22 protein-coding genes are annotated in these 19,452 nt (G+C 60.2%); 7 read left to right on the top strand and 15 right to left on the bottom strand.

Annotated elements, in window-relative coordinates; genetic code table 11:
• Positions 1–74 precede the first annotated feature (74 nt).
• The gene (locus tag NE357_RS07310) at positions 75–1,373 is read right to left on the bottom strand and encodes a mechanosensitive ion channel family protein (protein WP_169429313.1); all 1,299 of its coding nucleotides are present in this window, start codon (positions 1,371–1,373) and stop codon (positions 75–77) included.
• Positions 1,374–1,564: 191 nt separating this feature from the next.
• Between NE357_RS07310 and NE357_RS07315 the strand changes: the two genes are divergently transcribed.
• Positions 1,565–2,905, top strand: coding sequence for a DEAD/DEAH box helicase (locus NE357_RS07315; RefSeq protein ID WP_115076934.1), 1,341 nt, complete (start codon positions 1,565–1,567; stop codon positions 2,903–2,905).
• A gap of 114 nt (positions 2,906–3,019) precedes the next feature.
• On the opposite strand, the gene NE357_RS07320 is transcribed toward NE357_RS07315, so the two are convergent.
• The 4 genes from NE357_RS07320 to NE357_RS07335 all read right to left on the bottom strand — a co-directional run bounded on the left by NE357_RS07320 (position 3,020) and on the right by NE357_RS07335 (position 5,549).
• The gene (locus NE357_RS07320) at positions 3,020–3,619 is read right to left on the bottom strand and encodes a hypothetical protein (RefSeq protein WP_169429314.1); all 600 of its coding nucleotides are present in this window, start codon (positions 3,617–3,619) and stop codon (positions 3,020–3,022) included.
• Positions 3,610–4,215 carry a papain-like cysteine protease family protein gene (locus NE357_RS07325; protein WP_169429315.1) on the bottom strand — a complete coding sequence of 202 codons (606 nt, stop codon included), beginning with the start codon at positions 4,213–4,215 and terminating at the stop codon, positions 3,610–3,612. The genes NE357_RS07320 and NE357_RS07325 overlap by 10 nt, the downstream gene beginning before the upstream one ends.
• 233 nt (positions 4,216–4,448) lie before the next feature.
• Positions 4,449–4,724 carry a hypothetical protein gene (locus NE357_RS07330; protein ID WP_169429316.1) on the bottom strand — a complete coding sequence of 92 codons (276 nt, stop codon included), beginning with the start codon at positions 4,722–4,724 and terminating at the stop codon, positions 4,449–4,451.
• Between the two features lie 81 nt (positions 4,725–4,805).
• Positions 4,806–5,549: a DUF899 domain-containing protein gene (locus NE357_RS07335; RefSeq protein ID WP_169429317.1), complete on the bottom strand. Its 744-nt coding sequence runs from the start codon at positions 5,547–5,549 to the stop codon at positions 4,806–4,808.
• Between the two features lie 176 nt (positions 5,550–5,725).
• Here NE357_RS07335 and NE357_RS07340 point away from each other — a divergent pair, with 176 nt between their 5' ends.
• Entirely contained in the window at positions 5,726–6,118 is a 393-nt protein-coding gene (locus NE357_RS07340; protein WP_169429318.1) for a transcriptional regulator, read from the top strand.
• A gap of 48 nt (positions 6,119–6,166) precedes the next feature.
• Here the strand turns inward: NE357_RS07340 and NE357_RS07345 are convergent, their stop codons facing one another.
• The 3 genes from NE357_RS07345 to NE357_RS07355 form a co-directional block, all read right to left on the bottom strand.
• Entirely contained in the window at positions 6,167–7,036 is an 870-nt protein-coding gene (locus tag NE357_RS07345; protein WP_169429319.1) for a DUF6279 family lipoprotein, read from the bottom strand.
• Between the two features lie 71 nt (positions 7,037–7,107).
• Positions 7,108–7,824 (bottom strand): TorF family putative porin, encoded by a 717-nt coding sequence (locus tag NE357_RS07350; protein ID WP_169429320.1) that lies wholly within the window; start codon positions 7,822–7,824, stop codon positions 7,108–7,110.
• A 218-nt stretch (positions 7,825–8,042) separates the two neighbouring features.
• Positions 8,043–8,231, bottom strand: coding sequence for a hypothetical protein (locus NE357_RS07355; RefSeq protein WP_016985943.1), 189 nt, complete (start codon positions 8,229–8,231; stop codon positions 8,043–8,045).
• Positions 8,232–8,581: 350 nt separating this feature from the next.
• Here NE357_RS07355 and NE357_RS07360 point away from each other — a divergent pair, with 350 nt between their 5' ends.
• From NE357_RS07360 to NE357_RS07370, 3 genes are all read left to right on the top strand, one after another.
• A complete protein-coding gene (locus NE357_RS07360; protein ID WP_169429321.1) occupies positions 8,582–9,418 on the top strand; it encodes a CvfB family protein in 837 nt (278 codons plus the stop codon).
• Positions 9,419–9,463: 45 nt separating this feature from the next.
• Complete coding sequence (locus NE357_RS07365) at positions 9,464–9,874, top strand: DUF2177 family protein (RefSeq protein WP_169429322.1); 411 nt, start codon at positions 9,464–9,466, stop codon at positions 9,872–9,874.
• Positions 9,875–10,026: 152 nt separating this feature from the next.
• On the top strand, positions 10,027–10,959 hold the full coding sequence (locus NE357_RS07370; protein WP_169429323.1) for a DMT family transporter: 933 nt from the start codon (positions 10,027–10,029) through the stop codon (positions 10,957–10,959).
• Here the strand turns inward: NE357_RS07370 and NE357_RS07375 are convergent.
• Positions 10,904–12,085 (bottom strand): MFS transporter, encoded by a 1,182-nt coding sequence (locus NE357_RS07375; RefSeq protein ID WP_169429324.1) that lies wholly within the window; start codon positions 12,083–12,085, stop codon positions 10,904–10,906. The genes NE357_RS07370 and NE357_RS07375 overlap by 56 nt on opposite strands.
• Positions 12,086–12,189: 104 nt before the next feature.
• Here NE357_RS07375 and ptrR point away from each other — a divergent pair, with 104 nt between their 5' ends.
• On the top strand, positions 12,190–13,083 hold the full coding sequence (gene ptrR, locus NE357_RS07380) for a putrescine utilization regulator PtrR (protein WP_169429325.1): 894 nt from the start codon (positions 12,190–12,192) through the stop codon (positions 13,081–13,083).
• A 142-nt stretch (positions 13,084–13,225) separates the two neighbouring features.
• Positions 13,226–13,354, top strand: a complete 129-nt coding sequence (locus tag NE357_RS07385) for a PA1414 family protein (RefSeq protein ID WP_007914492.1) — start codon at positions 13,226–13,228, stop codon at positions 13,352–13,354.
• Between the two features lie 106 nt (positions 13,355–13,460).
• Here the strand turns inward: NE357_RS07385 and NE357_RS07390 are convergent, their stop codons facing one another.
• From NE357_RS07390 to speB, 6 genes are all read right to left on the bottom strand, one after another.
• A complete protein-coding gene (locus NE357_RS07390) occupies positions 13,461–13,709 on the bottom strand; it encodes an acyl carrier protein (RefSeq protein WP_169429326.1) in 249 nt (82 codons plus the stop codon).
• Between the two features lie 43 nt (positions 13,710–13,752).
• Positions 13,753–14,478, bottom strand: a complete 726-nt coding sequence (locus NE357_RS07395) for an MBL fold metallo-hydrolase (protein ID WP_169429327.1) — start codon at positions 14,476–14,478, stop codon at positions 13,753–13,755.
• Positions 14,479–14,560: 82 nt separating this feature from the next.
• On the bottom strand, positions 14,561–15,940 hold the full coding sequence (locus NE357_RS07400) for a sodium:solute symporter (RefSeq protein ID WP_169429328.1): 1,380 nt from the start codon (positions 15,938–15,940) through the stop codon (positions 14,561–14,563).
• A gap of 155 nt (positions 15,941–16,095) precedes the next feature.
• Complete coding sequence (locus tag NE357_RS07405) at positions 16,096–17,607, bottom strand: purine-cytosine permease family protein (protein ID WP_169429329.1); 1,512 nt, start codon at positions 17,605–17,607, stop codon at positions 16,096–16,098.
• A gap of 55 nt (positions 17,608–17,662) precedes the next feature.
• Entirely contained in the window at positions 17,663–18,085 is a 423-nt protein-coding gene (locus tag NE357_RS07410) for a YybH family protein (protein WP_169429330.1), read from the bottom strand.
• 10 nt (positions 18,086–18,095) lie between these two features.
• A complete protein-coding gene (speB, locus tag NE357_RS07415; protein ID WP_003222717.1) occupies positions 18,096–19,046 on the bottom strand; it encodes an agmatinase in 951 nt (316 codons plus the stop codon).
• Positions 19,047–19,452: the final 406 nt, after the last annotated feature.

Genomic DNA, 19,452 nt, shown 5'->3' on the forward strand with positions numbered 1-19,452 from the left:
TGGATCAGACCGATCAATGTCTGATGACACTCCGCAATCGCCAGCAGGCTGGCTCCCACATTTGATCGGCGGTGTTACATGAGGTGTTTTTCAGCTTCAGGTATATGCGCCGAACCCAACACTGCCGGCAACAACCCCGACCGCAAATCCCCGCCACTCGGCTGCTGATACAGGCTCAACCCGAACTCTGGCAACACCGCCAGCAGGTAATCGAAAATATCTCCCTGGATCCGCTCGTAATCGGCCCACACCGTGGTGGTGGTAAAGCAGTAGATTTCCAGCGGAATGCCCTGGGCCGTGGTCTGCATCTGGCGGACCATGCAGGTCATGTTCGGCTGGATCTCCGGGTGACTCTTCAGATAGGCCAGCGCATAAGCGCGGAAGGTGCCGATGTTGGTCATGCGCCGACGGTTGGCCGACATCGCCGCGACGTTGCCCTGCGCTTCGTTCCAGGCCTTGAGCTCGGCTTTCTTGCGGGCCATGTACGCGGTCAGCAGGTGCACCTGGGAGAGTTTTTCTTCTTCATCGTCGCGGATGAACCGCACACCACTGGCGTCGATGAACAGACTGCGCTTGATCCGCCGCCCGCCGGACTGCTGCATGCCGCGCCAGTTTCGGAACGACTCGGACATCAGGCGCCAGGTCGGGATCGAGACGATGGTCTTGTCGAAGTTCTGCACCTTGACCGTGTGCAGGGTGATGTCGACCACGTCGCCATCGGCGCCGACCTGCGGCATTTCGATCCAGTCGCCGACCCGCAGCATGTCGTTGCTGGTCAGTTGCACGCTGGCGACGAACGACAGCAAGGTGTCCTTGTAGACCAACAGGATCACCGCCGACATCGCACCCAGACCCGACAGCAGCAACAGTGGTGAACGGTCGATCAGGGTGGCGACGATGATGATCGCGCCGAACACGTACAGGACCATTTTCGCCAGTTGCACATAGCCCTTGATCGAGCGGGTGCGGGCGTGTTCGGTGCGGGCGTAGATGTCCAGCAATGCATTGAGCAGGGCGCTGACCGACAACAGCAGGAACAGAATGGTGAACGCCAGCGCCACATTGCCGAGGAACACCATGGCGGTCTTGCTCAGTTCCGGCACCAGGTGCAGGCCGAACTGGATCACCAGCGACGGCGTCATCTGCGCCAGACGCTGAAACACCTTGTTATGGCGAAAGTCGTTGAGCCAGTGCAGCGCCGGTTGGCGACCGAGCATGCGGCTGGCATGCAGGATCAGGTAGCGTGCCACTCGTCCGAGGACCAGCGCGATCACCAGCAGCAGGACCAGAGCCAGGCCGGCGTGCAGGAGCGGGTGCTGATCAAGGGCACCCCAGAGGTCTTGGGCGTTGAGCCAGAGCTGTTTGAAATCCATGAGTGAGACGATTCTTCTGTTGGACGCGACGGGCGATTAGAGCATTTAAGACGCTGTGTATTACCGTTGGATACAAATCGAGCAACAAAAAAGCCACTGATTACTGCGGATTTCACAAAGAAACTCGGCCTGAGCGCTCGAAACCGGTAACCTATGCAGCTGATTTTTTGCATATCTTCGAGGTAGCACCCGTGTTTTCCCAATTCGCCCTGCACGAACGCCTGCTCAAAGCCGTGGCCGAGCTGAAATTTGTCGAGCCAACGCCTGTGCAAGCCGCGGCCATTCCGCTGGCGCTTCAGGGGCGTGACCTGCGGGTGACGGCGCAAACCGGTAGCGGCAAGACCGCCGCTTTTGTCCTGCCGATCCTCAACCGCCTGATCGGCCCGGCCAAGATCCGCGTCAGCATCAAGACCCTGATCCTGCTGCCGACCCGCGAGCTGGCCCAGCAGACCCTGAAGGAAGTCGAGCGCTTTTCGCAGTTCACGTTCATCAAGTCCGGCCTGATCACCGGTGGTGAAGATTTCAAGGTCCAGGCCGCCATGCTGCGCAAGGTGCCGGACATCCTGATCGGCACTCCGGGCCGGATGATCGAGCAATTGAACGCCGGCAACCTCGACCTGAAAGAGGTCGAAGTGCTGGTGCTCGACGAAGCCGACCGCATGCTCGACATGGGTTTCGCCGAAGACGTGCAGCGTCTGGTCGACGAATGCCCGAATCGTCAGCAGACCATGCTGTTCTCGGCCACCACTGGCGGTTCCGGTCTGCGCGAGATGATCGCCAAGGTGCTGAACAATCCTGAGCACTTGCAGCTCAACGCGGTCAGTCAGCTGAACGACACCACCCGTCAGCAGATCATCACCGCCGACCACAACCAGCACAAAGAACAGATCGTCAACTGGCTGCTGGCCAACGAGACCTACCAGAAGGCCATCGTCTTCACCAACACCCGGGCCATGGCCGACCGCATCTACGGTCGCCTCGTCGCCCAGGAATACAAGGCTTTCGTGCTGCACGGCGAGAAAGACCAGAAAGATCGCAAACTGGCGATCGACCGTCTGAAGCAGGGCGGTGTGAAGATCCTGGTAGCCACCGACGTGGCGGCCCGTGGTCTGGACGTCGACGGTCTGGATCTGGTGATCAACTTCGACATGCCACGCAGCGGCGACGAATACGTACACCGCATCGGTCGTACCGGCCGTGCCGGCAACGACGGTCTGGCGATCTCACTGATCTGCCACGGCGACTGGAACCTGATGTCGAGCATCGAGCGTTATCTGAAGCAGAGCTTCGAGCGCCGCACCATCAAGGAAGTCAAAGGCACCTACGGCGGACCGAAAAAAGTCAAGGCCTCGGGTAAAGCTGTCGGCGTGAAGAAGAAAAAGACCGACGCCAAGGGCGACAAGAAGAAAACCGCCGCCAAGACCCCGACCAAGCGCAAGAGCGCCAACCGTCCGAAACCGGATTCTCTGGTGAGCAGCGACGGCATGGCCCCGCTCAAGCGCCGCAAGCCGGCAGCGCCTGCGGCTGAATAAGCCGTTCCAGACGCCGAAAAAAACCCGGACAGTGTCCGGGTTTAATGAGATGGTCAGCCTGACCGAGAAGCCCTGCAGGTTTACGCTTGCAGGGCTTTTTATTGCCGGCGTTTGTCAGCTGCCCAGCTGTCCACGGGTGTCGGCATCAAAGCGCTGCTTGGTCTGATCCGCCTTCGGTTTGAGCTGCGCGAGCAGGGCGGCCTCGCTGTACAGCCCGGGCAGCGCCAACTCCTTGGGCGTTGGCTCGATCGGGATCAGCACATCTTCACCGACCGCATGCAGCCAGATCGCCACGACCTGCAGCGCCGAAACGAACAGCACCCGCAGCTCAACGGTTTTGCCCTGCAGCTGTGGCGATTGCTCCGCCAGCTTCAGCGCATCGACCGTGGCGCTCGCCAGGTTGCCGTGGTTCAACGAGGCGAACTCGACGTGACCGCGGACCTCAGCCAATTGCGCATCGGCAATCGACACACCGTCGGCAAACACCAGGTAATGCCAGTCACCGAGCCGGGCATCCTTCAGGCCTTTGCCTTGGCTCAGATCCTCCAGGCTCAACGAATAACCGCGATAGGCCTCGCTCAGGCTGATTTTCGCCGGCACCGCACTGGCGAACTGGCGATTGATGCCAAATCCCTGAGTCTGAAGCGCCGTTTGCAATACTGGACGCAAGGTCTGCACTCCGTTGGAAGGCGCCTTTGGATAAGTCAGTTGCATGATGTCGCCCCCTGGTTTCTCGCCGTGAAGTAAGTGTGAGTCCAGTTGCCGCCACCGTTGTAGGAACCGGGGAATGAATTCAGTGCGCGGGTCGAGTAGCCGTAGATCGAATCCGCGACCAGCACGTAGTTGCCGTTGGTGCCGTAGATCGTCAGGAAGTGCGCACCGCCGCCGTACCAGGCACAGCGCAGGCCGACGGGGCGGCCCATGTTGATCTGGTTCTGAATGGCCGACATCTGCAACGACCCCTGATTCATCCCGTTGTAGCTGCGGGTGGTTTGCAGGGCCGAATCCAGATAGCCGTAGACGTTACACGGCCCCGGCTGGCTGCAGCAGTTGCGGTTCAGTTGGGTGCTGGCAACGCCGCACTGGGTCCAGGACCCGGTGCCGTAATAGTTGCCGATCGAAGCGGAAACCGCGGCCCAGCACCAGTTGGTCTGGGTCTGTTGCTGCATCGTGAAGTTGAGGCTTGGGGCCGCCAGAGCCTCGGCCTGTGGAGCTGCTTCGACCTCGACCAGATGCGCGTCGAGCAGATGGCCGGTCAGGCACCCGGGCAGGGTGTTGCCGGTGAACTGCGTTGTTTCAGTGGTTAACATTTTTCAATCCTCCATGAATGAAAACAAATGTCCTGCCTAGATTTGCGAGCCGTCGGCGGTTAAGGGATGCCACTTCTGCGGCGGGTTCCGAACAGGCTCGAGGTAACCCTAGGTCTGTATATGCATTTGTGCAAATAAATAAATGCATAAATGCAATTTTACGGGCGAAAAGACACTGCTTTCAGCATGTCCTTTGTGGTGGAAGTTGAAGTGCGAGGCCTTTGCCCACGTCGTTACCCTTCGGTTTTATGCTCGGCCGAATCCAGCTCCTTCAAGCGCTGATCGATCAGCTGGCATTTGTCCGGCAGATCGGCAGAGGCGGTGCCCAGATCCATTTTTTGCAGCTCGGCATTGATTTCCTTGGCCTTGGTCGGGTTTTGCTCGGTGAGTTTTGCCACTTCCTGGGCCAGTTGCTCGCGCTTGGCGGTGGCTTCTTCCGGGGTGCAGGCCCAGACGGGCAGGGCGCAGGCGAGGGTGGTGGCAAGAGTGAGTTTGAGCAGGGTTTTCATGGGGGCAGGCCTCGGATCCGGTTAAGGCGGGTTAGTCGGTTGAGGGCTGTGTCCAGTGAAAAGTTCAGTGTCTTTGCCGGCTCAGTCGCCGTGGCAGCAACTGGATTTTTGCGCTGCGTCATAACGATCATGATGCCGCACCCACTCCATGATCTCGTCCTCGTTCCGGCCTTTGGGCGTGAGGTCGAGAAAGTTGTAGGCGCCGACCAGCATGTCCAGACCCCGGGCGTACGTTGAGTAGGTGTGGAATATCTCGCCGTTATTGGCGCGATAAAACACGCTCAGCCCCGGCATCTCTTCCTCGGCACTGTCAGTCTTTTCATAGTTGTAGGTAGCCTTTGCGGCTTCGGCGGCTTCGGCGTCTTCTGCGTGGGCGCAAACACCAAAGTCGTAGTTAAAGTCGGAACCGTCTGACGACACCCAGTCGAACTTCCAGCCCATCCGCCGCTTGAACGCCTGGAATTCGGCAAATGGTGCGTGGGATACCGCCACCAACGCGATGTCGTGATGGGCGAGGTGCAAATTGGCGCCGTCGAAGTGGTCTGCGAGGAAGGAACAGCCCTGGCAGCCTTCTTCCCAGCCTTTGGCGAACATGAAGTGGTAAACGATGAGCTGGCTGTGGTCGCCGAACAGATCGGCCAGTTTCATTTCGCCGTCCGGCCCCATGAAACGATAGTCCTTGTCTACCTTCACCCACGGCAGAGCGCGGCGTTTGGCGCTGAGGCGGTCGCGCTCCCGGGTGAAGGCCTTTTCATCGGCCAGATGCTGCTTGCGGGCGGTGAGCCACTCTTCGCGCGACACCACCGGATGATTCTCAACGTTCATGCTGATTTCTCCTGCGGGGGTTGAAAACGTCTGTCTCAGACTAGTCGCTCGACACCAGCAAGATTCGACAGACCGCCGGTCGGTCAGGGTGATAAACGAAGCTGAACGGCTACTGCCCGCTCGGGTCACAACCTAAGACAGCGCCATTAATCACGCGCACCGGAGGTTGAATCAGGATGACGACTTATAACTGGGATTTGATTGAACGCCTGCTGCATGAAGTGCAGAACGGCGCAGGCCACAGCTTTGCGCCGCGGTCCTACGCAGAAGACTATGCGGCGGAAAAAGCGGCGGCAGGCGAGCCGATCGAGAATCTGGATCATTTGAAAACGATCGCCTGTGAATACGAGCAGAAGCTGTTGCTGCGCGGTTTTATCGAACCCCGTGGCGACGATGAGGGCAGCACCGGCAACAATTTCAGTCTGACTCCTCGTGGCTCGAGCCTGTTGAGCCTGATCGACAGCAGCATTCCCGGTAACGATCATCCGCGTCAGGTGCTGGATGAACAGGAGGATGCGCTGGATGAGGCGACGTTCGATCGTTTGGCGTCGAACGCGCAGATTGCCTGAACCCTCTGCGGGAGCCGGGTTTTCCGGCTGCCGAAGATTCAATGAATCTCAGCCAGCCTTCGCAGCTTGCAAACATTTGAGATCATTGAAGTCCTTGCGCACCCCGTCGATTTTCTTCAACAACCGCTGTCGTTGTTGTGGCGTACTCTCAGCCATCAGATCCACCGCCAGTGAACGTGCCTGCGCCTCGGTGTCGGCGTAGGCCTTGCGGTAATCCGCTGTCCATAAGCGCTCGCGGTAGACCAGAAGTGTCTCGATCCGCTGTGGGAAATCCGCACTTTTGCGCTGGGCCACGGCGGCGCTGAATTGCTGTTGCCAGTGCGCACGGTTGGCGATCCATTGAGTGTTCTGATCGCCCAGGGCTCTTGACCACGCCATTATGCGTTGCTCTTGCGTGGTGCTCAAAGGCCCGAGCCAGTCGTTGAGGCGCTTGTCCATCCGAGCGCCACGTTCGGCGATCTGCTGGGCCAGTGGTGGCTTCACATATTCCTGCTGGCGTTTGCGCAGATCCTTGGCAAACGCATCGTTCATTTCTGCGACCTGTTTGTCGTCCAGCCCTTGCAGCAACTCAATCGCCGACGGGGTAATCTGCCGGGCAGTTTCGGCAATTGCCTGCTTGGCCTCCAATGTGCGGGCCTGGAGCGCGGCGTCGGTGACCTGGTTGGTTTCGACCATGGTTTGCAGGCGATCCAGCCAGTCCAGATAACCCGGCAATTGGGTGGTGCAGTGCCAGCTCAGGTGTTCCTTGAGGCGCTCGTTGAACCAGCCTTTCTGTTCGCCGGTCATGTCCAGGTAGTCGCTGAGCGTCCATGGAATGATCACATCGAGATTGCGATAGGCGAGGCCGACGCGGCTGCACGCGCCGAGGGCGAGGGTGAAGATCAACAGGGTGGCGCAGTGTTTGAACCAGCGAGACATGAGCGAGTCCTTGCGAAAGCCTGGCGTCTGATTCTTATGTGAACGCAGGATGCTCCCGGCAGTTCAGCCAATCAATAGAACGCGCGTTCGGCCTTGAGCGTGACCAGCCCGTCGCACTGGCTGTTGTGCCCGGAATAGGCGGAGCAATCGCTGCCGCTGAGGCTGGAATTGCTGTAAGTCAGGTCCAGGTCAATGCCCATCACCGGCCGGGAAAACTTCACCGACCAATCGGTAAAACTGCTGACATACCCACCGTCCACCGAGACAGGAGTATTGAGCTGATGGGTGGTGTATTTCATGCTGATCCCGATGCCGAATGGCTGGTTGCCGCCCAGATCGGCGAACAAGGTGTTGTTCTGTTTGTCCGGGTCGTTGCTCAGTGCGATACCGAAACGGCTGCCGAGAAGGGTCAGGCCGCCGAACAGCTCCTGGCTGTCGAGGGTCTCGACCTTCGGATAGCTGTAATGGATCATCCCGACTTCGTAGCCGAGGGTTTGATCGAAAGGTTGTTTAAAGCCTACGTAGGAGTCGATCTCCAGATTCTTGCCCGGCGTCAGCCCCATGCTCGGCGCGTACTGGCCAATGTAGAGGCCGCTGTCGTGGCTCAGGTCGAGGCCGCCGTGGAACGAGCCGGCTGCCGAGGGCTTGACCAGACCCTGGGCCATGCTGCGGCTGGGCGTGGTGCCGAGTTTCAGGTCGAAGTCGCCGAGTTCGCGCTGGAAAATCTGCGCGTGCGCCACCGGGCTCGCCAGCAGTCCTGCAAGAATTAAACAGAGGGGTTTGAGCATGCGTCACTCCTTGAACAGCGAGCGCAGGGCGACGTACCTGCTGAAACGCTTGATCCAGACGCGTGCAAGAATACCGGCGAATGTGCGGCTTCGGAGGCCGTTCGTCGATTTCTGTTGTTTTGTTGAGTTTGATTAAACGCGACAGAGGCGGTGAGAGGGTTCCGGTCCAGACGCTTCGAAGCTCAAAGCGTCTTGGGACTGGTGTGTTGCGGGGGGGATTACTTCTTGCCCAGGCTGATCTGCTTGGACGGGCCGAACGTCTGGCCGCTGACGCCCTTGGCAATTTGCTGGATCTCGCCGCCGGACTTGAGGAATGCCGCGATCTGATCGTTGATCGATTCGCTGGTCTCAACGGCTGGAGCTGGCTTTGCTTTGCTGGTGGATGCTTTTACACGCATGGCGGCCATTAACCTGTAGAAAAGTAACTCGGCCAGGCATCGTACAGGAATAACTTGACAATTGCTTGGTAAATATCCCCCGAAATAACCAACCTTGTTCGTGGATTATTCTTCGCTCAATAATTGAAATACCTCGCTAACCTGCTGTTTTAAATAAAAACATCGCTCGAGATCGGCATGATTTTCAACGGTCGGGAGCGGAGGAAAATCGCTGGGCCGGTCTGACGAATGGTGCCCGCTCGGCGGCAAACCTAGAAAAATCAAGGCTTCGCGCAGATTTCCGTCGAGGTCAGGATCTGGCGCCCGACGAAGCCGGCAAAAACGGGTAGAATGCCGCCCACGCAATGAGGGTATTGGAAATGGCTTTAGTCGGGCGTTACAACAGTTTGCAAGTGGTGAAACACACTAACTTCGGTTTATATCTGGACGGCGGTGCCGACGGCGAAATTCTTTTGCCCAACCGTTATATTCCTAAAGATATTCCCAGCGAAGATGAAGACTGGCTCAATGTTTTCATTTATCTGGACAGCGATGACAAACTAATTGCCACCACTGAAAAACCGAAAGTTCAGGTCGGTGAATTTGCCAGTTTGAAAGTTGTTGAAATCAACAGTATCGGTGTGTTCCTCGATTGGGGGTTGCCAAAGGATCTGTTGCTGCCTTACTCCGAAGAAAAACGTCAGATGACCGCTGGCGAATACTGCGTGGTGCACGTCTACCTCGACAAACACACCCGCCGCATCACCGCCACTGCGCGACTGGATCGCTACCTCGACAAGACCCCGGCCAACTACAGCGCCGGTCAGGAAGTCGATCTGCTGGTGGCCGAAGCCACCGACATGGGCTTCAAGGCGATCATCAACAACAAGCACTGGGGCCTGATTCACAAGAACGAAATCTTCAAGTTCATGCGCTCCGGCATGCGCGAGAAAGGCTTCATCAAGGAAGTGCGCGCCGACGGCAAGATCAGCCTGAGCCTGCAACCGGTGGGGCAGGAGGCGGCCAGCAGTCTGAGTTCGAAGATCCTCGCCAGGCTGCGCGAAAGCAACGGCACCCTGGCCGTCAGCGACAAGAGCGATCCGGCCCTGATCAGCAGCCTGTTCGGTGTCAGCAAGGGCAACTTCAAGAAGGCCATCGGTTCCTTGTACAAGGAAGGCAAGATCGTCATTCATGCCGATCGTATTGAACTAACCTGAGCCTGACGTGGCCCATGTTGCATGGGCTCACTTGAGGTCGGGCAGATGAAAAAAGCGCTGATTGCCTATGTCGCCACGTTACTGACGTTTCTACTGCTGGACGGCATCTGGCTCGGCGTGTTGATGGCGCCGACCTATCGCGAACTGCTCGGTTCGCTGATGCTCGAAAAACCGTTGCTGGTGCCGGCAGCGGTTTTTTATTGCCTGTACGTGTTTGGCTGTGTGGTGTTCGTGGTGTTGCCGGCGATGACCTGGCAACGCGCTGCCCGCTTGGGTGCGCTGCTCGGGCTGGTCGCTTACGGCACCTATGATCTGACCAACTGGGCGACGTTGCGCGGCTGGTCGGTGCAGGTGACATTGATGGATTGGGCCTGGGGGACGTTTGCCACGGCGCTGGCCTGTACGGTCGGATTTGTCGTGACCGGCCGGTATGGCGGGTCAGCCCGTCACCGCTGACGTTTCAGGAGAACGAAGTGTCTCTTCCAGACGGCTTTTTCTGGCCAACTGGTTAATAATCCCCGAGACCATTTTTCGCCCCGGACGAAGAGCCGGGGCTTTGTTTTGATCTTTGGAAAAACTGCCATGTGGTGTGTATTCGAGGTGCTGCGGTGAGCGTCAGTCGGCGGAGTGCCGACGGCTTTGCCCTGCAAGTGATGATCGGCCTGTGCCTGATCTGGGGCGTGCAGCAGGTGATGATCAAGTGGGCGGCGACCGATATCGCGCCGGTGATGCAGGCGGCGGGGCGGTCGGGAATTTCCGCGTTGCTCGTGGGCTTGCTGATTTGCTGGAAGGGCGGCTGGGATCAGGTCGGCACGACCTGGCGCGGCGGTTTACTGGCCGGTGCCTTGTTCGGGCTGGAGTTCTTCTTCATCTCCGAAGGCTTGCAGCTGACCACTGCAGCGCACATGTCGGTGTTCCTCTATACCGCGCCGATCTTCACTGCGCTGGGCGTGCATTTTCTGTTGCCCAGCGAGCGTCTGCGGCCGGTGCAATGGCTGGGGATCCTCATGGCATTCGTCGGGATTGCCGTGGCGTTTGCCGGCGGCGTGTCGTGGGACAACCTCGATCACCGCATGCTGCTGGGCGATGCCCTCGGCGTGCTGGCCGGCGCCAGTTGGGGGGCGACCACCGTAGTGGTGCGCGCCTCGCGCCTGTCGGAAGCGCCGGTGACGCTGACTCTGTTTTATCAGCTGATCGTCGGTTTCGTCGGCCTGCTGTTGATCGCACTGCTCAGCGGCCAGATCACCCACGTCAGCCTGACCGCCGTGGCCGTGGGCAGCGTGCTGTTCCAGGGGCTGGTGGTGTCGTTCTTCAGTTACCTGACCTGGTTCTGGCTGCTGCGCCGTTATCTGGCGGCCAACCTCGCCGTGTTTTCCTTCATGACGCCGTTGTTCGGCGTCACGTTCGGCGTGGTGTTGCTCGGCGAAGAGTTGAGCCTGAACTTCATTATCGGCGCCGTGCTGGTGTTGCTTGGCATCACCTTCGTCAGCGCGGAACAGTGGGTGCGTCGGCGTTTGCGCAAGGCGCTCGGTCAGCCGTAACCGATTTGCACGCCAGCCCGCCGGCGATCAGCAAGCCGCTGCCGGCGAGTACCAACGCCGGTTGCAGGCCACCGCTGAAATGGCTGCTGACCGCCGCCAGCAACGGCCCGCTGAGCTGGCCGACGGCGAAACACGCAGTCAGCAGGCCGGCGTTACGCTGGGTGGCGTGGGGCGCCAGTTCCCGGGAGCGTTGCATCACCAGTTGCATGCAGGCCAGGAACGGCGTGCCGCACAGGATCACGCCCAAAGCCAGACCGAGGCCGCTGCCCAACAGGCAGGCAAACACCCCGGCAGCCTGCAACCATAGCGTCGCCATCAACCAGTGCCGGGTGGTGTCCGGATCGTGCCGACGCAGACTCACCAGCAACACCCCGATCGAAGCGCCGAGGCCGAAGCACGGCCAGAACAGATCGGCCTGCCATTGCCCGTGAAACTGCGCGTTGGCCATTTGCGACAGAAACGTGGCCGGAATGATGTAGCCCACGCCGTAAAAGGCATACACCACCGCCAGACGCCCAATTCCACGATCCGACGAACTTGCGGCAGTCGGTGCGGCCGGCACACCGACGCCCGGTTGCGGCAGAATCCGCACGATCCCCAGCAACATCACCAGCGCCACGGCGGCATAGATCAGCCACAAAGTGGCGGAAGTTTGCTGCGCCAGATGTGAGAACAGCGCCAGCAACCCGGTCAGAAAAATCCCCAGCCCCGGCCCGGCAAACACCAACGCCCCCAACCGTGGACGACCGGCCGCCGCAGCCAGTGGCTGACTCAGTGCCGTAATCATCACCAGCACCCAGGCGCTCGCCACACCGGTGCCGAAACGCAGCAGCAGATGCGACCAGAAACCGTTGGCCCAGAACGACGCCAGCGTCAGCAGCACACACAACCACAGGCCGCCGTGCAGACGCCGCTGCACTTGATCCGGCCGCCGGGAAAGCATCGCATCCAGCGCCCCGAGCAGGTAACCGAGGTAGTTGGCCGCCGCAATCAGACCGGCGGCCGTCAGGTCGATCTGGCCTTCACTGAGCAGGTGCGGCAGTTGCGGGGTGAGGGCGAAACGCCCGATGCCCATGGCCATCATCAGGGCAATGAAACAGGCGGATAAGCGAATCAGGGGTGACATGGTCTGAATTCCGTTGGAGGTTCAATGACCGTCAGGCTAGGACTGATTGACTTTCTTTAAAATTGAATAATAGTGAGTAACTTGTTCTGTTCAGGAGAAAGGTTGTGGAGTTCAGCCAGCTGCGAATCTTCCAGGCCGTGGCGCAGGAGGGCTCTATCACCCGTGCCGCCGAACGTTTGCACCGCGTGCCGTCGAACCTGTCGACCCGGCTCAAACAGCTGGAGGAGCAACTGGGTGTCGAACTGTTCGTCCGTGAGCGTCAGCGTTTGCAGTTGTCGCCTGCGGGAAAAGTCCTGCTGGACTACACCGGCAAACTGTTCGCCCTGCGCGATCAGGCCAGTGCGGCGGTGATGGGCGGGCAACCGGCGGGGGATTTCGTGCTCGGCACCCTGTACAGCACCGCGGCGATCCATTTGCCGGCGCTGCTGGCGCGGTATCACAAGCAGTATCCGGCAGTGAATCTGCAGGTGCAGTCCGGGCCCAGTGGCGAATTGCTGGAAGGTTTGCTCACCGGGCGGCTGGACGCGGCACTGGTGGATGGCCCGCCGCAGCTGGCCGGGATCGACGGGGTGCCGCTGTGCAATGAGCGGCTGGTGCTGATCAGCGAGCCGGATCACCCGCCGGTGCGCAGTGCCAAGGATGTCGAGGGGCGGGCGGTGTTTACCTTTCGTCATGGTTGCGCCTACCGGGCGCGGCTGGAGTCGTGGTTCGCTCACTATCACGCGGCGATGGGCCGGGCGATGGAGATCGAGTCCTATCAGGGCATGCTCGCCTGTGTGATTGCCGGCAGCGGCGTGGCACTGATGTCGGAGTCGATGCTCGCCAGTCTGCCGGGGCGTGAAAGTGTCGCGGTGCACTCGCTGGCCGAGCCTTTTGCCAGTGCGACAACCTGGCTCATGTGGCGTCGGGGGATGGTCGGCGCCAACCTCAATGCCTGGATTGAACAGCAGCAGGCGCTCTATCCCGTGGCTGGCGAAGATACCCGGGAAACGGCTTGAACGAACGGTCAGGGATTTTGATCCATTCAGTAACAGATCATTGCGGATTTGGCCGAGCATTGCGTAGGACTTCGGACTATTATCAGTGCGAAGCGGCCTCAGAATTCCGGACGCTCAGCACCACCCTGAAGGGGGCATGACGATGAAAGAGAAAATTCAAAACTGGCTGCACGATTTGGGTGTTGCCCTCGGCTTGATCGAACCGCCTCTGCAACCGGTCCCGATTCGCACTGACGACGAACAGCGTCGGCGTCAGCAGCGTCGGCGCTAATGCCCCGATCTGAATAACAACGATTTGAAGTTAAAGAGATCGCAGCCTTCGTCAACGCCTGCATGAAACCGTGCAGGCGTTGACGAAGACTGCGATCTTTTGCTTTTCAGTGTCGCCCGATCTCGATCAGAAAGCGGCTCAAGTCGTTCGCGGTTTTCGCGTTCTTGAGCATGTGATCTTCTTCGGCGGTGAATGCCGTCAGTCCGAATTCGTCTTCCAGATGGAAGATCAGGTCTTCGATATCCGCCTTCTCCAGACCCAACTCCGCCAGGCTGGTGCGGTCATTGAAGTCTTGGTTTTCCAGCAGACGCTTGATGAACCTGTGGACGGCGGCACGCACGGCAGCTCTTCTCATGGCAGATCTTTTTTGGGTAGGTCTGACTGGAGTACAGCAGGCCTCAGGCGTGTCGGCGCAACCATTCGTCAATCATCGAACGTAAATGCTCTCCTGAGAAACTGCCGAAATGCCCGCCATGCACGGTACGGATCGGCAACGCCTGCAAGCGTCGCAGGCTGGCGGCGTAGTCCTCGAGATTCGAGTGGTAGGCGTCTTCAATCAGCGGCCCGTCGTAGATGATGTCGCCGCTGAACAAGGTTTCGCTGGCCACTTCGTAGAGGCTGATCCCGCCCGGCGAATGCCCCGGCGTGTGCAGCACCTGCAGCGTGCGGTTGCCCAGGTCCAGCACATCGCCGTCCTCGACAAAACCCGTGGCCGGTGCCGCCTTGACCCGGTATTCGGCGTAGCACAACGGGCAATCCGGGTGCGCCTCGAACATGTCGTCGCCGACGAAGGCCCGGCTCAAGTCATTCTCGCCATCCGGTGCTGCCAGAATGTCTGCCTCGGCGGGATGTACCAGCCGTTCGGCGAACTCGTGATGCCCGGCGATGTGATCGAAATGGCAATGACTGGCCACCGCCACCAGCGGCCGTTCGGTCAGCCACGGCAATTGCTCGCGCAGGCTGACCAGCCCGGAACCGCTGTCGAGCAGCAAATCCTTGTCACGCCCCTGAACATGCCAGAGGTTGCAGCGGTAGAACGGGCGGATGAATGGTTCGTGGATCAGGCGAATGTCATCGCTCAGGTTTTGCACTTCGAACCACTGATCGCGAGAAACAATCTTCATAAGCACTTTCCTTGAGACGAAAAAAACGGGTGTGGCAACCGACGCCACACCCGCCGAAGAAAGTTGTTGCTACGGCTTCAGCTTAGATCGCGCTCGCCACGGTCGCCGGGCGACGGGAAAACAGGCTGACCACCACAAAACTCACCAGCCCCACAGCCAGGCTGTAGTAGATCGGCGTGTTGGCATCCAGACCGTCCTTGACCATGAACAGCAGGGCGGTGGCGAAGCCCAGGCCCATGCTGGCGATGGCGCCGGCGGTGGTGGCGCGCTTCCAGAAGATCGCGCCGATCAGCGGGATCAGCATGCCGCCCACCAGCAGGTTGTAAGCGAGGGTCAGGGCGCTGATCACGTCATTGACCACCAGCGCGATACCCAGCACCACGACACCGGTCAGTAGGGTGAACAGACGGTTCACACCCAGGCTCGATTGTTTGCCACCCCGCAGTTTCGGCAGCAGGTCTTCGGTCAGGGTGGTGGCAGCGGCGAGCAGACCGGCGCTGGCGGTAGACATCATCGCAGCCAGAGCAGCGGCGATCACCAGACCCCGGATGCCATCCGGGAGCGACAGTTTGACGATCGCGGCGAAGGCGTTGTTGACGTTGTCCAGATCCGGAATCAGTACGTGCGCCGCCATGCCGATCAGGGCACAGGCCAGACCGTAAAGGATGCAGTAGATGCCCGCGAAGCTACCGGCGTACTGAGCCACTTTTTCGTTCTTGACGGTGAACACCCGTTGCCAGATGTCCTGACCGATCAGGATGCCGAAGAAGTAGATCATGAAGTAGGTGATGATCGTGTCCCAGCCGATGGTGGTGAAGTTGAATGCCGCAGCCGGCAGCTTCAGCACCAGTTCGTCCCAGCCGCCGACGCGGTACAGGCAGATCGGCAACAGGATGAACATCAGGCCGACGGTCTTGATGATGAACTGGACGATGTCGGTCAGGGTCAGCGACCACATGCCGCCGATGGCCGAGTAGACCACCACGACGCCACCGCCGAGCAGTACCGAGACCCAGAACGGCAGGCCGAACAGCACTTGCAGCACGGTGCCGATGGCGAGGATCGAGGTCACGCCGATCATCAGCGCATAGGCCAGCATGATCGCCGCGCTCGCCGAGCGGGCCATCGGGTTGTAGCGTTTTTCCAGGACCTGGGTAACGGTGTAGATCTTCAGTTTCAGCAGCGGCTTGGCCAGGAACAGGTTCAGCGCCACGATGCCGCAACCCAGTGCCGCGCACAGCCAGAAGCCGGAAATGCCGTGCACGTAGCCCAGACGCACGGTGCCGACGGTAGACGCGCCACCCAGAACGGTCGCCGCCATGGTGCCCATGTACAGGCTCGGGCCGAGGTTACGTCCGGCGACGAGAAAGTCCTCGTTGGTCTTGGCTTTGCGCATGCCGAAATAGCCGAGCAACAGCATGCCGGCCGCGTAGATGAGGACGACGAATAAATCCAAAGCCATGATGGCGTGTCTCCGATTGTCTTTTTTATGGTGAAACAAAAATCATTTTTTCCTTGTGGGAGCGAGCCTGCTCGCGATAGCGATTTTTCAGTCACATCGATGTTGGATGTGCTGCCGTCATCGCGAGCAGGCTCGCTCCCACAGGGGGGATGGTGTCAGGCTGGCTGACGCATTTCAGGCTTTGCTGCTGTGGCAGCACCCTGGCTCCGGGGATCCTTCGGGCCGTAGACCAGCGCCGGTTCCGGGAACAGGCTCAGCAGCATCAGGTACATCACCGAGGCCAGCCCGAGGGTCACCAGCAGGCTGATGTCGATGCCGCCGGCCAGTTCACCGAGCGGGCCGACGAACTGCCCCGGCAGGTTGACGAAGCACAGGCCGACCGCCGCGCTCGGGATCCAGGCACCCAGGCCGCGCCAGTTCCAGCCGTGGCTGAACCAATAGCGTCCGCCTTGCTCACCACGCGTGAACACTTGCAGGTCGTCCGGGCAGTAGAAGCCGCGACGCACCACCAGGCCGATGATCATGATCACCATCCACGGGGTGGTGCAGGTGATGATCAGCACGGCGAAGGTCGACACGCTCTGCACCAGGTTCGCCGCAAAGCGCCCGATGAAGATGAAGGCAATCGACAGCACGCCAATCAGCAGCGTCGCCTTCACTCGCGACAGCAGACGCGGGAACACGCTCGACATGTCCAGCCCGGTGCCATACAGCGACGTGGTGCCGGTGGACATGCCGCCGATCACCGCAATCAGGCACACCGGCAGGAAGAACCAGCTCGGCGACACCGCCAGCAGACCGCCGACGTAGTTGTTGGCCGCGATGTAGTCCGGTGCCTGGATCGCCACGATGGTCGCGGTGGTCAGGCCGAACAGGAACGGGATGAACGTAGCAATCTGCGACAGAATCACCGCCGCCATGATCCGCTTGCGCGAAGTTTCACGCGGGATGTAGCGGGCCCAGTCGCCGAGGAACGCGCCGAAGGAAATCGGGTTGCTCATGGCCACCAGCGCGGCGCCGATGAACGCGGCCCAGAAACCCGGCTGGCCGAGGCTGACGGTGCCGACGTAGTGCGAATCGAAGGGACCGGCGAAGGCGAAGATGCCCAGCAGGAACAGCAGGCTCGCGCTCCACACCGCGACTTTGTTCACCCACAGCAGGAAGCGGAAGCCGTAGATGCACACGGTCAGCACCAGAATCGCGAACAGACCGTAGGCCAGGCCCAGGGTCAGGTCGGTTTCCGGCAGGCCGATCAGGCGTTTCGCACCACCGATCAGCGCATCTCCCGAACTCCACACCGAGAGCGAGAAGAAGGCGATGGCGGTCAGCAACGACAGGAACGAACCGACGATCCGCCCGTGCACGCCGAAGTGCGCACCGGACGACACGGCATTGTTGGTGCCGTTGAGCGGGCCGAACAGGCCCATCGGTGCGAGGATCAGCGAGCCGAGCAGCACACCCGCGACAATCGCCCAGACGCCCGCCTGAAAGGACAGGCCGAACAGCACCGGGAAACTGCCGAGCACGGCGGTGGCAAAGGTATTCGCGCCGCCAAAGATCATGCGGAACAAGTCCACGGGACCGGCGGTGCGTTCGTTGTCCGGGATCTGTTCGACCCCGTGGGTTTCAATCTGCGTAAGGCTTTGGTCTTTGTTGTTGTTATTCATGATCTGCTCCGATCATAAAGGCGCGCTCATCGTGCGTGAGGCGTCACCTGTTTGGCTAAGGGGGTGGCAGCCCTTCCGGCATTGCGGACAAATGTTCGTGGCAGGCCAGCCAATGGCCTTGTTGTTCTAGGCTCGACGCTTGTTTCCTGAAAACAATCGTCTCGCGCTCCTGGCTGAAGTGTTGCTCCCCTTGCATGCGCAGCTCGGTGGCCACGTCATGGATGAAAATCGCCATGTCACCCTGCAGGCTGACGAAGGCGTTGCTCGAGGTGCAGGACAGCACCTCGAAGCCATCCTCGGCGCGCCAGCTGTCCCACAACGCCTGATAGGCATCGCGCGACAGCAGGGGCTGTTCGAGGGTGTAGAACACGAAGCTGGCATCGGCGCTGAACGCGCCGAAGTAGGCTTCGCGATCGTTGCGGGCGAAGGCGGACACCAGATCGGCGGCCGCTTTCAGAACCTGATCACGTTCGTTCATGACCCGACCCTCAGCGGTGGACCACACCCGGCAGTACGCAGAGCATTTCGTACAGCAGGTTGGCGGCCAGCAGCGAGGTGTTGCCGGTGGTGTCATAAGCGGGCGAGACTTCTACCAGATCGCAGCCGATCAGGTCGAGGCCCTGGCAGCCGCGAACGATTTCAATCGCCTGAATGGTCGTCAGACCACCGATTTCCGGGGTGCCGGTGCCAGGCGCCCAGGCCGGGTCGATGCCGTCGATGTCAAAGCTCAGGTACACCGGACCGCCACCGACTTTCTCGCGCACTTCGGCCATCAGCGGTGCCAGCGACTTGTGCCAGCACTCTTCGGCTTGAACAACGCGAAAGCCCTGATCGCGGCTCCAGTTGAAGTCGTCAGCGGTGTAGCCCTGCGCCCGCAGACCAATCTGCACCACGCGGTCGCAGTCCAGAAGACCTTCTTCGACGGCGCGACGGAAGGTCGTGCCGTGGGCGATTTTCTCGCCGAACATGTGATCGTTGACGTCAGCGTGGGCGTCGATGTGGACCAGACCGACCTTGCCGTGCTTTTTGTGGATGGCACGCAGGATCGGCAGGGTGATGGTGTGGTCGCCGCCCAGGGTCATCGGGATCACGTTGTGCTCGAGGATGTTGTCGTAGGCTTCTTCGATGATGCGCACGGCGTCGAGCAGGTTGAAGGTGTTGATCGCCACGTCACCGATGTCGGCAACCGACAGCGAGTCGAACGGCGCAGCGCCGGTGGCCATGTTGTACGGGCGGATCATCACCGATTCGGTGCGGATGTCGCGTGGCCCGAAGCGGGTGCCGGGGCGCAGCGAAGTACCGATGTCCAGCGGCACGCCAACGAAGGCAGCGTCCAGGCCGGCAGCGGTCGGTACATGGGGGAGTCGGAGCATGGTGGCGATGCCGCCGAAGCGCGGCATTTCGTTGCCGCCCAGTGGTTGGTGAAGAATCTTGTCCACGGGTAGGGCCTCATCGTCTTTGTTTTATTTATGTCGGCGCACCGCATTCGCAAGGTCACGGGCACCGCTGTGGGCCGATTCTGCGAAATGTAGTGGGGCGGAAGAATCGCTACGGGCAAATACTTAGTTCAGAATTTTCTAAACTAATGGAGAGGGGCGGGATAGACTTTGTGCGCCTTGGGTTTGTGATCGGCTGAACATCGCCGCCCTCATCGGAACGCCGCCCGCCCAGCCCTCTCCCGGAGGGAGAGGGGGCCGATCGAGTTGCCCGGATGAATGACATCGACCTGAAATATCGAGCCGAACTCGGGAGAATCGTGAGACAGACGCAGGATTTGAAGGCCATGGAGATCGGCTCCCTTTCCCCCTCTCCCCTTTGGGGAGAGGGCTGGGGTGAGGGGTGGAT

It is taken from the genome of Pseudomonas sp. G7(2022) (assembly GCF_052660475.1).

Bases quoted from the DNA above. Each gene is read 5' to 3' on its own strand.
- NE357_RS07335 (WP_169429317.1), bottom strand. From the start codon at position 5,549: ATGAACGTTGAGAATCATCCGGTGGTGTCGCGCGAAGAGTGGCTCACC.
- NE357_RS07355 (WP_016985943.1), bottom strand. From the start codon at position 8,231: ATGGCCGCCATGCGTGTAAAAGCATCCACCAGCAAAGCAAAGCCAGCT.
- NE357_RS07375 (WP_169429324.1), bottom strand. From the start codon at position 12,085: ATGTCACCCCTGATTCGCTTATCCGCCTGTTTCATTGCCCTGATGATG.
- NE357_RS07360 (WP_169429321.1), top strand. From the start codon at position 8,582: ATGGCTTTAGTCGGGCGTTACAACAGTTTGCAAGTGGTGAAACACACT.
- NE357_RS07390 (WP_169429326.1), bottom strand. From the start codon at position 13,709: ATGAGAAGAGCTGCCGTGCGTGCCGCCGTCCACAGGTTCATCAAGCGT.
- NE357_RS07325 (WP_169429315.1), bottom strand. From the start codon at position 4,215: ATGTTAACCACTGAAACAACGCAGTTCACCGGCAACACCCTGCCCGGG.
- NE357_RS07310 (WP_169429313.1), bottom strand. From the start codon at position 1,373: ATGGATTTCAAACAGCTCTGGCTCAACGCCCAAGACCTCTGGGGTGCC.
- NE357_RS07395 (WP_169429327.1), bottom strand. From the start codon at position 14,478: ATGAAGATTGTTTCTCGCGATCAGTGGTTCGAAGTGCAAAACCTGAGC.
- NE357_RS07350 (WP_169429320.1), bottom strand. From the start codon at position 7,824: ATGCTCAAACCCCTCTGTTTAATTCTTGCAGGACTGCTGGCGAGCCCG.
- NE357_RS07400 (WP_169429328.1), bottom strand. From the start codon at position 15,940: ATGGCTTTGGATTTATTCGTCGTCCTCATCTACGCGGCCGGCATGCTG.
- NE357_RS07365 (WP_169429322.1), top strand. From the start codon at position 9,464: ATGAAAAAAGCGCTGATTGCCTATGTCGCCACGTTACTGACGTTTCTA.
- NE357_RS07385 (WP_007914492.1), top strand. From the start codon at position 13,226: ATGAAAGAGAAAATTCAAAACTGGCTGCACGATTTGGGTGTTGCCCTC.
- NE357_RS07410 (WP_169429330.1), bottom strand. From the start codon at position 18,085: ATGAACGAACGTGATCAGGTTCTGAAAGCGGCCGCCGATCTGGTGTCC.
- NE357_RS07330 (WP_169429316.1), bottom strand. From the start codon at position 4,724: ATGAAAACCCTGCTCAAACTCACTCTTGCCACCACCCTCGCCTGCGCC.
- NE357_RS07340 (WP_169429318.1), top strand. From the start codon at position 5,726: ATGACGACTTATAACTGGGATTTGATTGAACGCCTGCTGCATGAAGTG.
- NE357_RS07405 (WP_169429329.1), bottom strand. From the start codon at position 17,607: ATGAATAACAACAACAAAGACCAAAGCCTTACGCAGATTGAAACCCAC.
- NE357_RS07345 (WP_169429319.1), bottom strand. From the start codon at position 7,036: ATGTCTCGCTGGTTCAAACACTGCGCCACCCTGTTGATCTTCACCCTC.
- NE357_RS07320 (WP_169429314.1), bottom strand. From the start codon at position 3,619: ATGCAACTGACTTATCCAAAGGCGCCTTCCAACGGAGTGCAGACCTTG.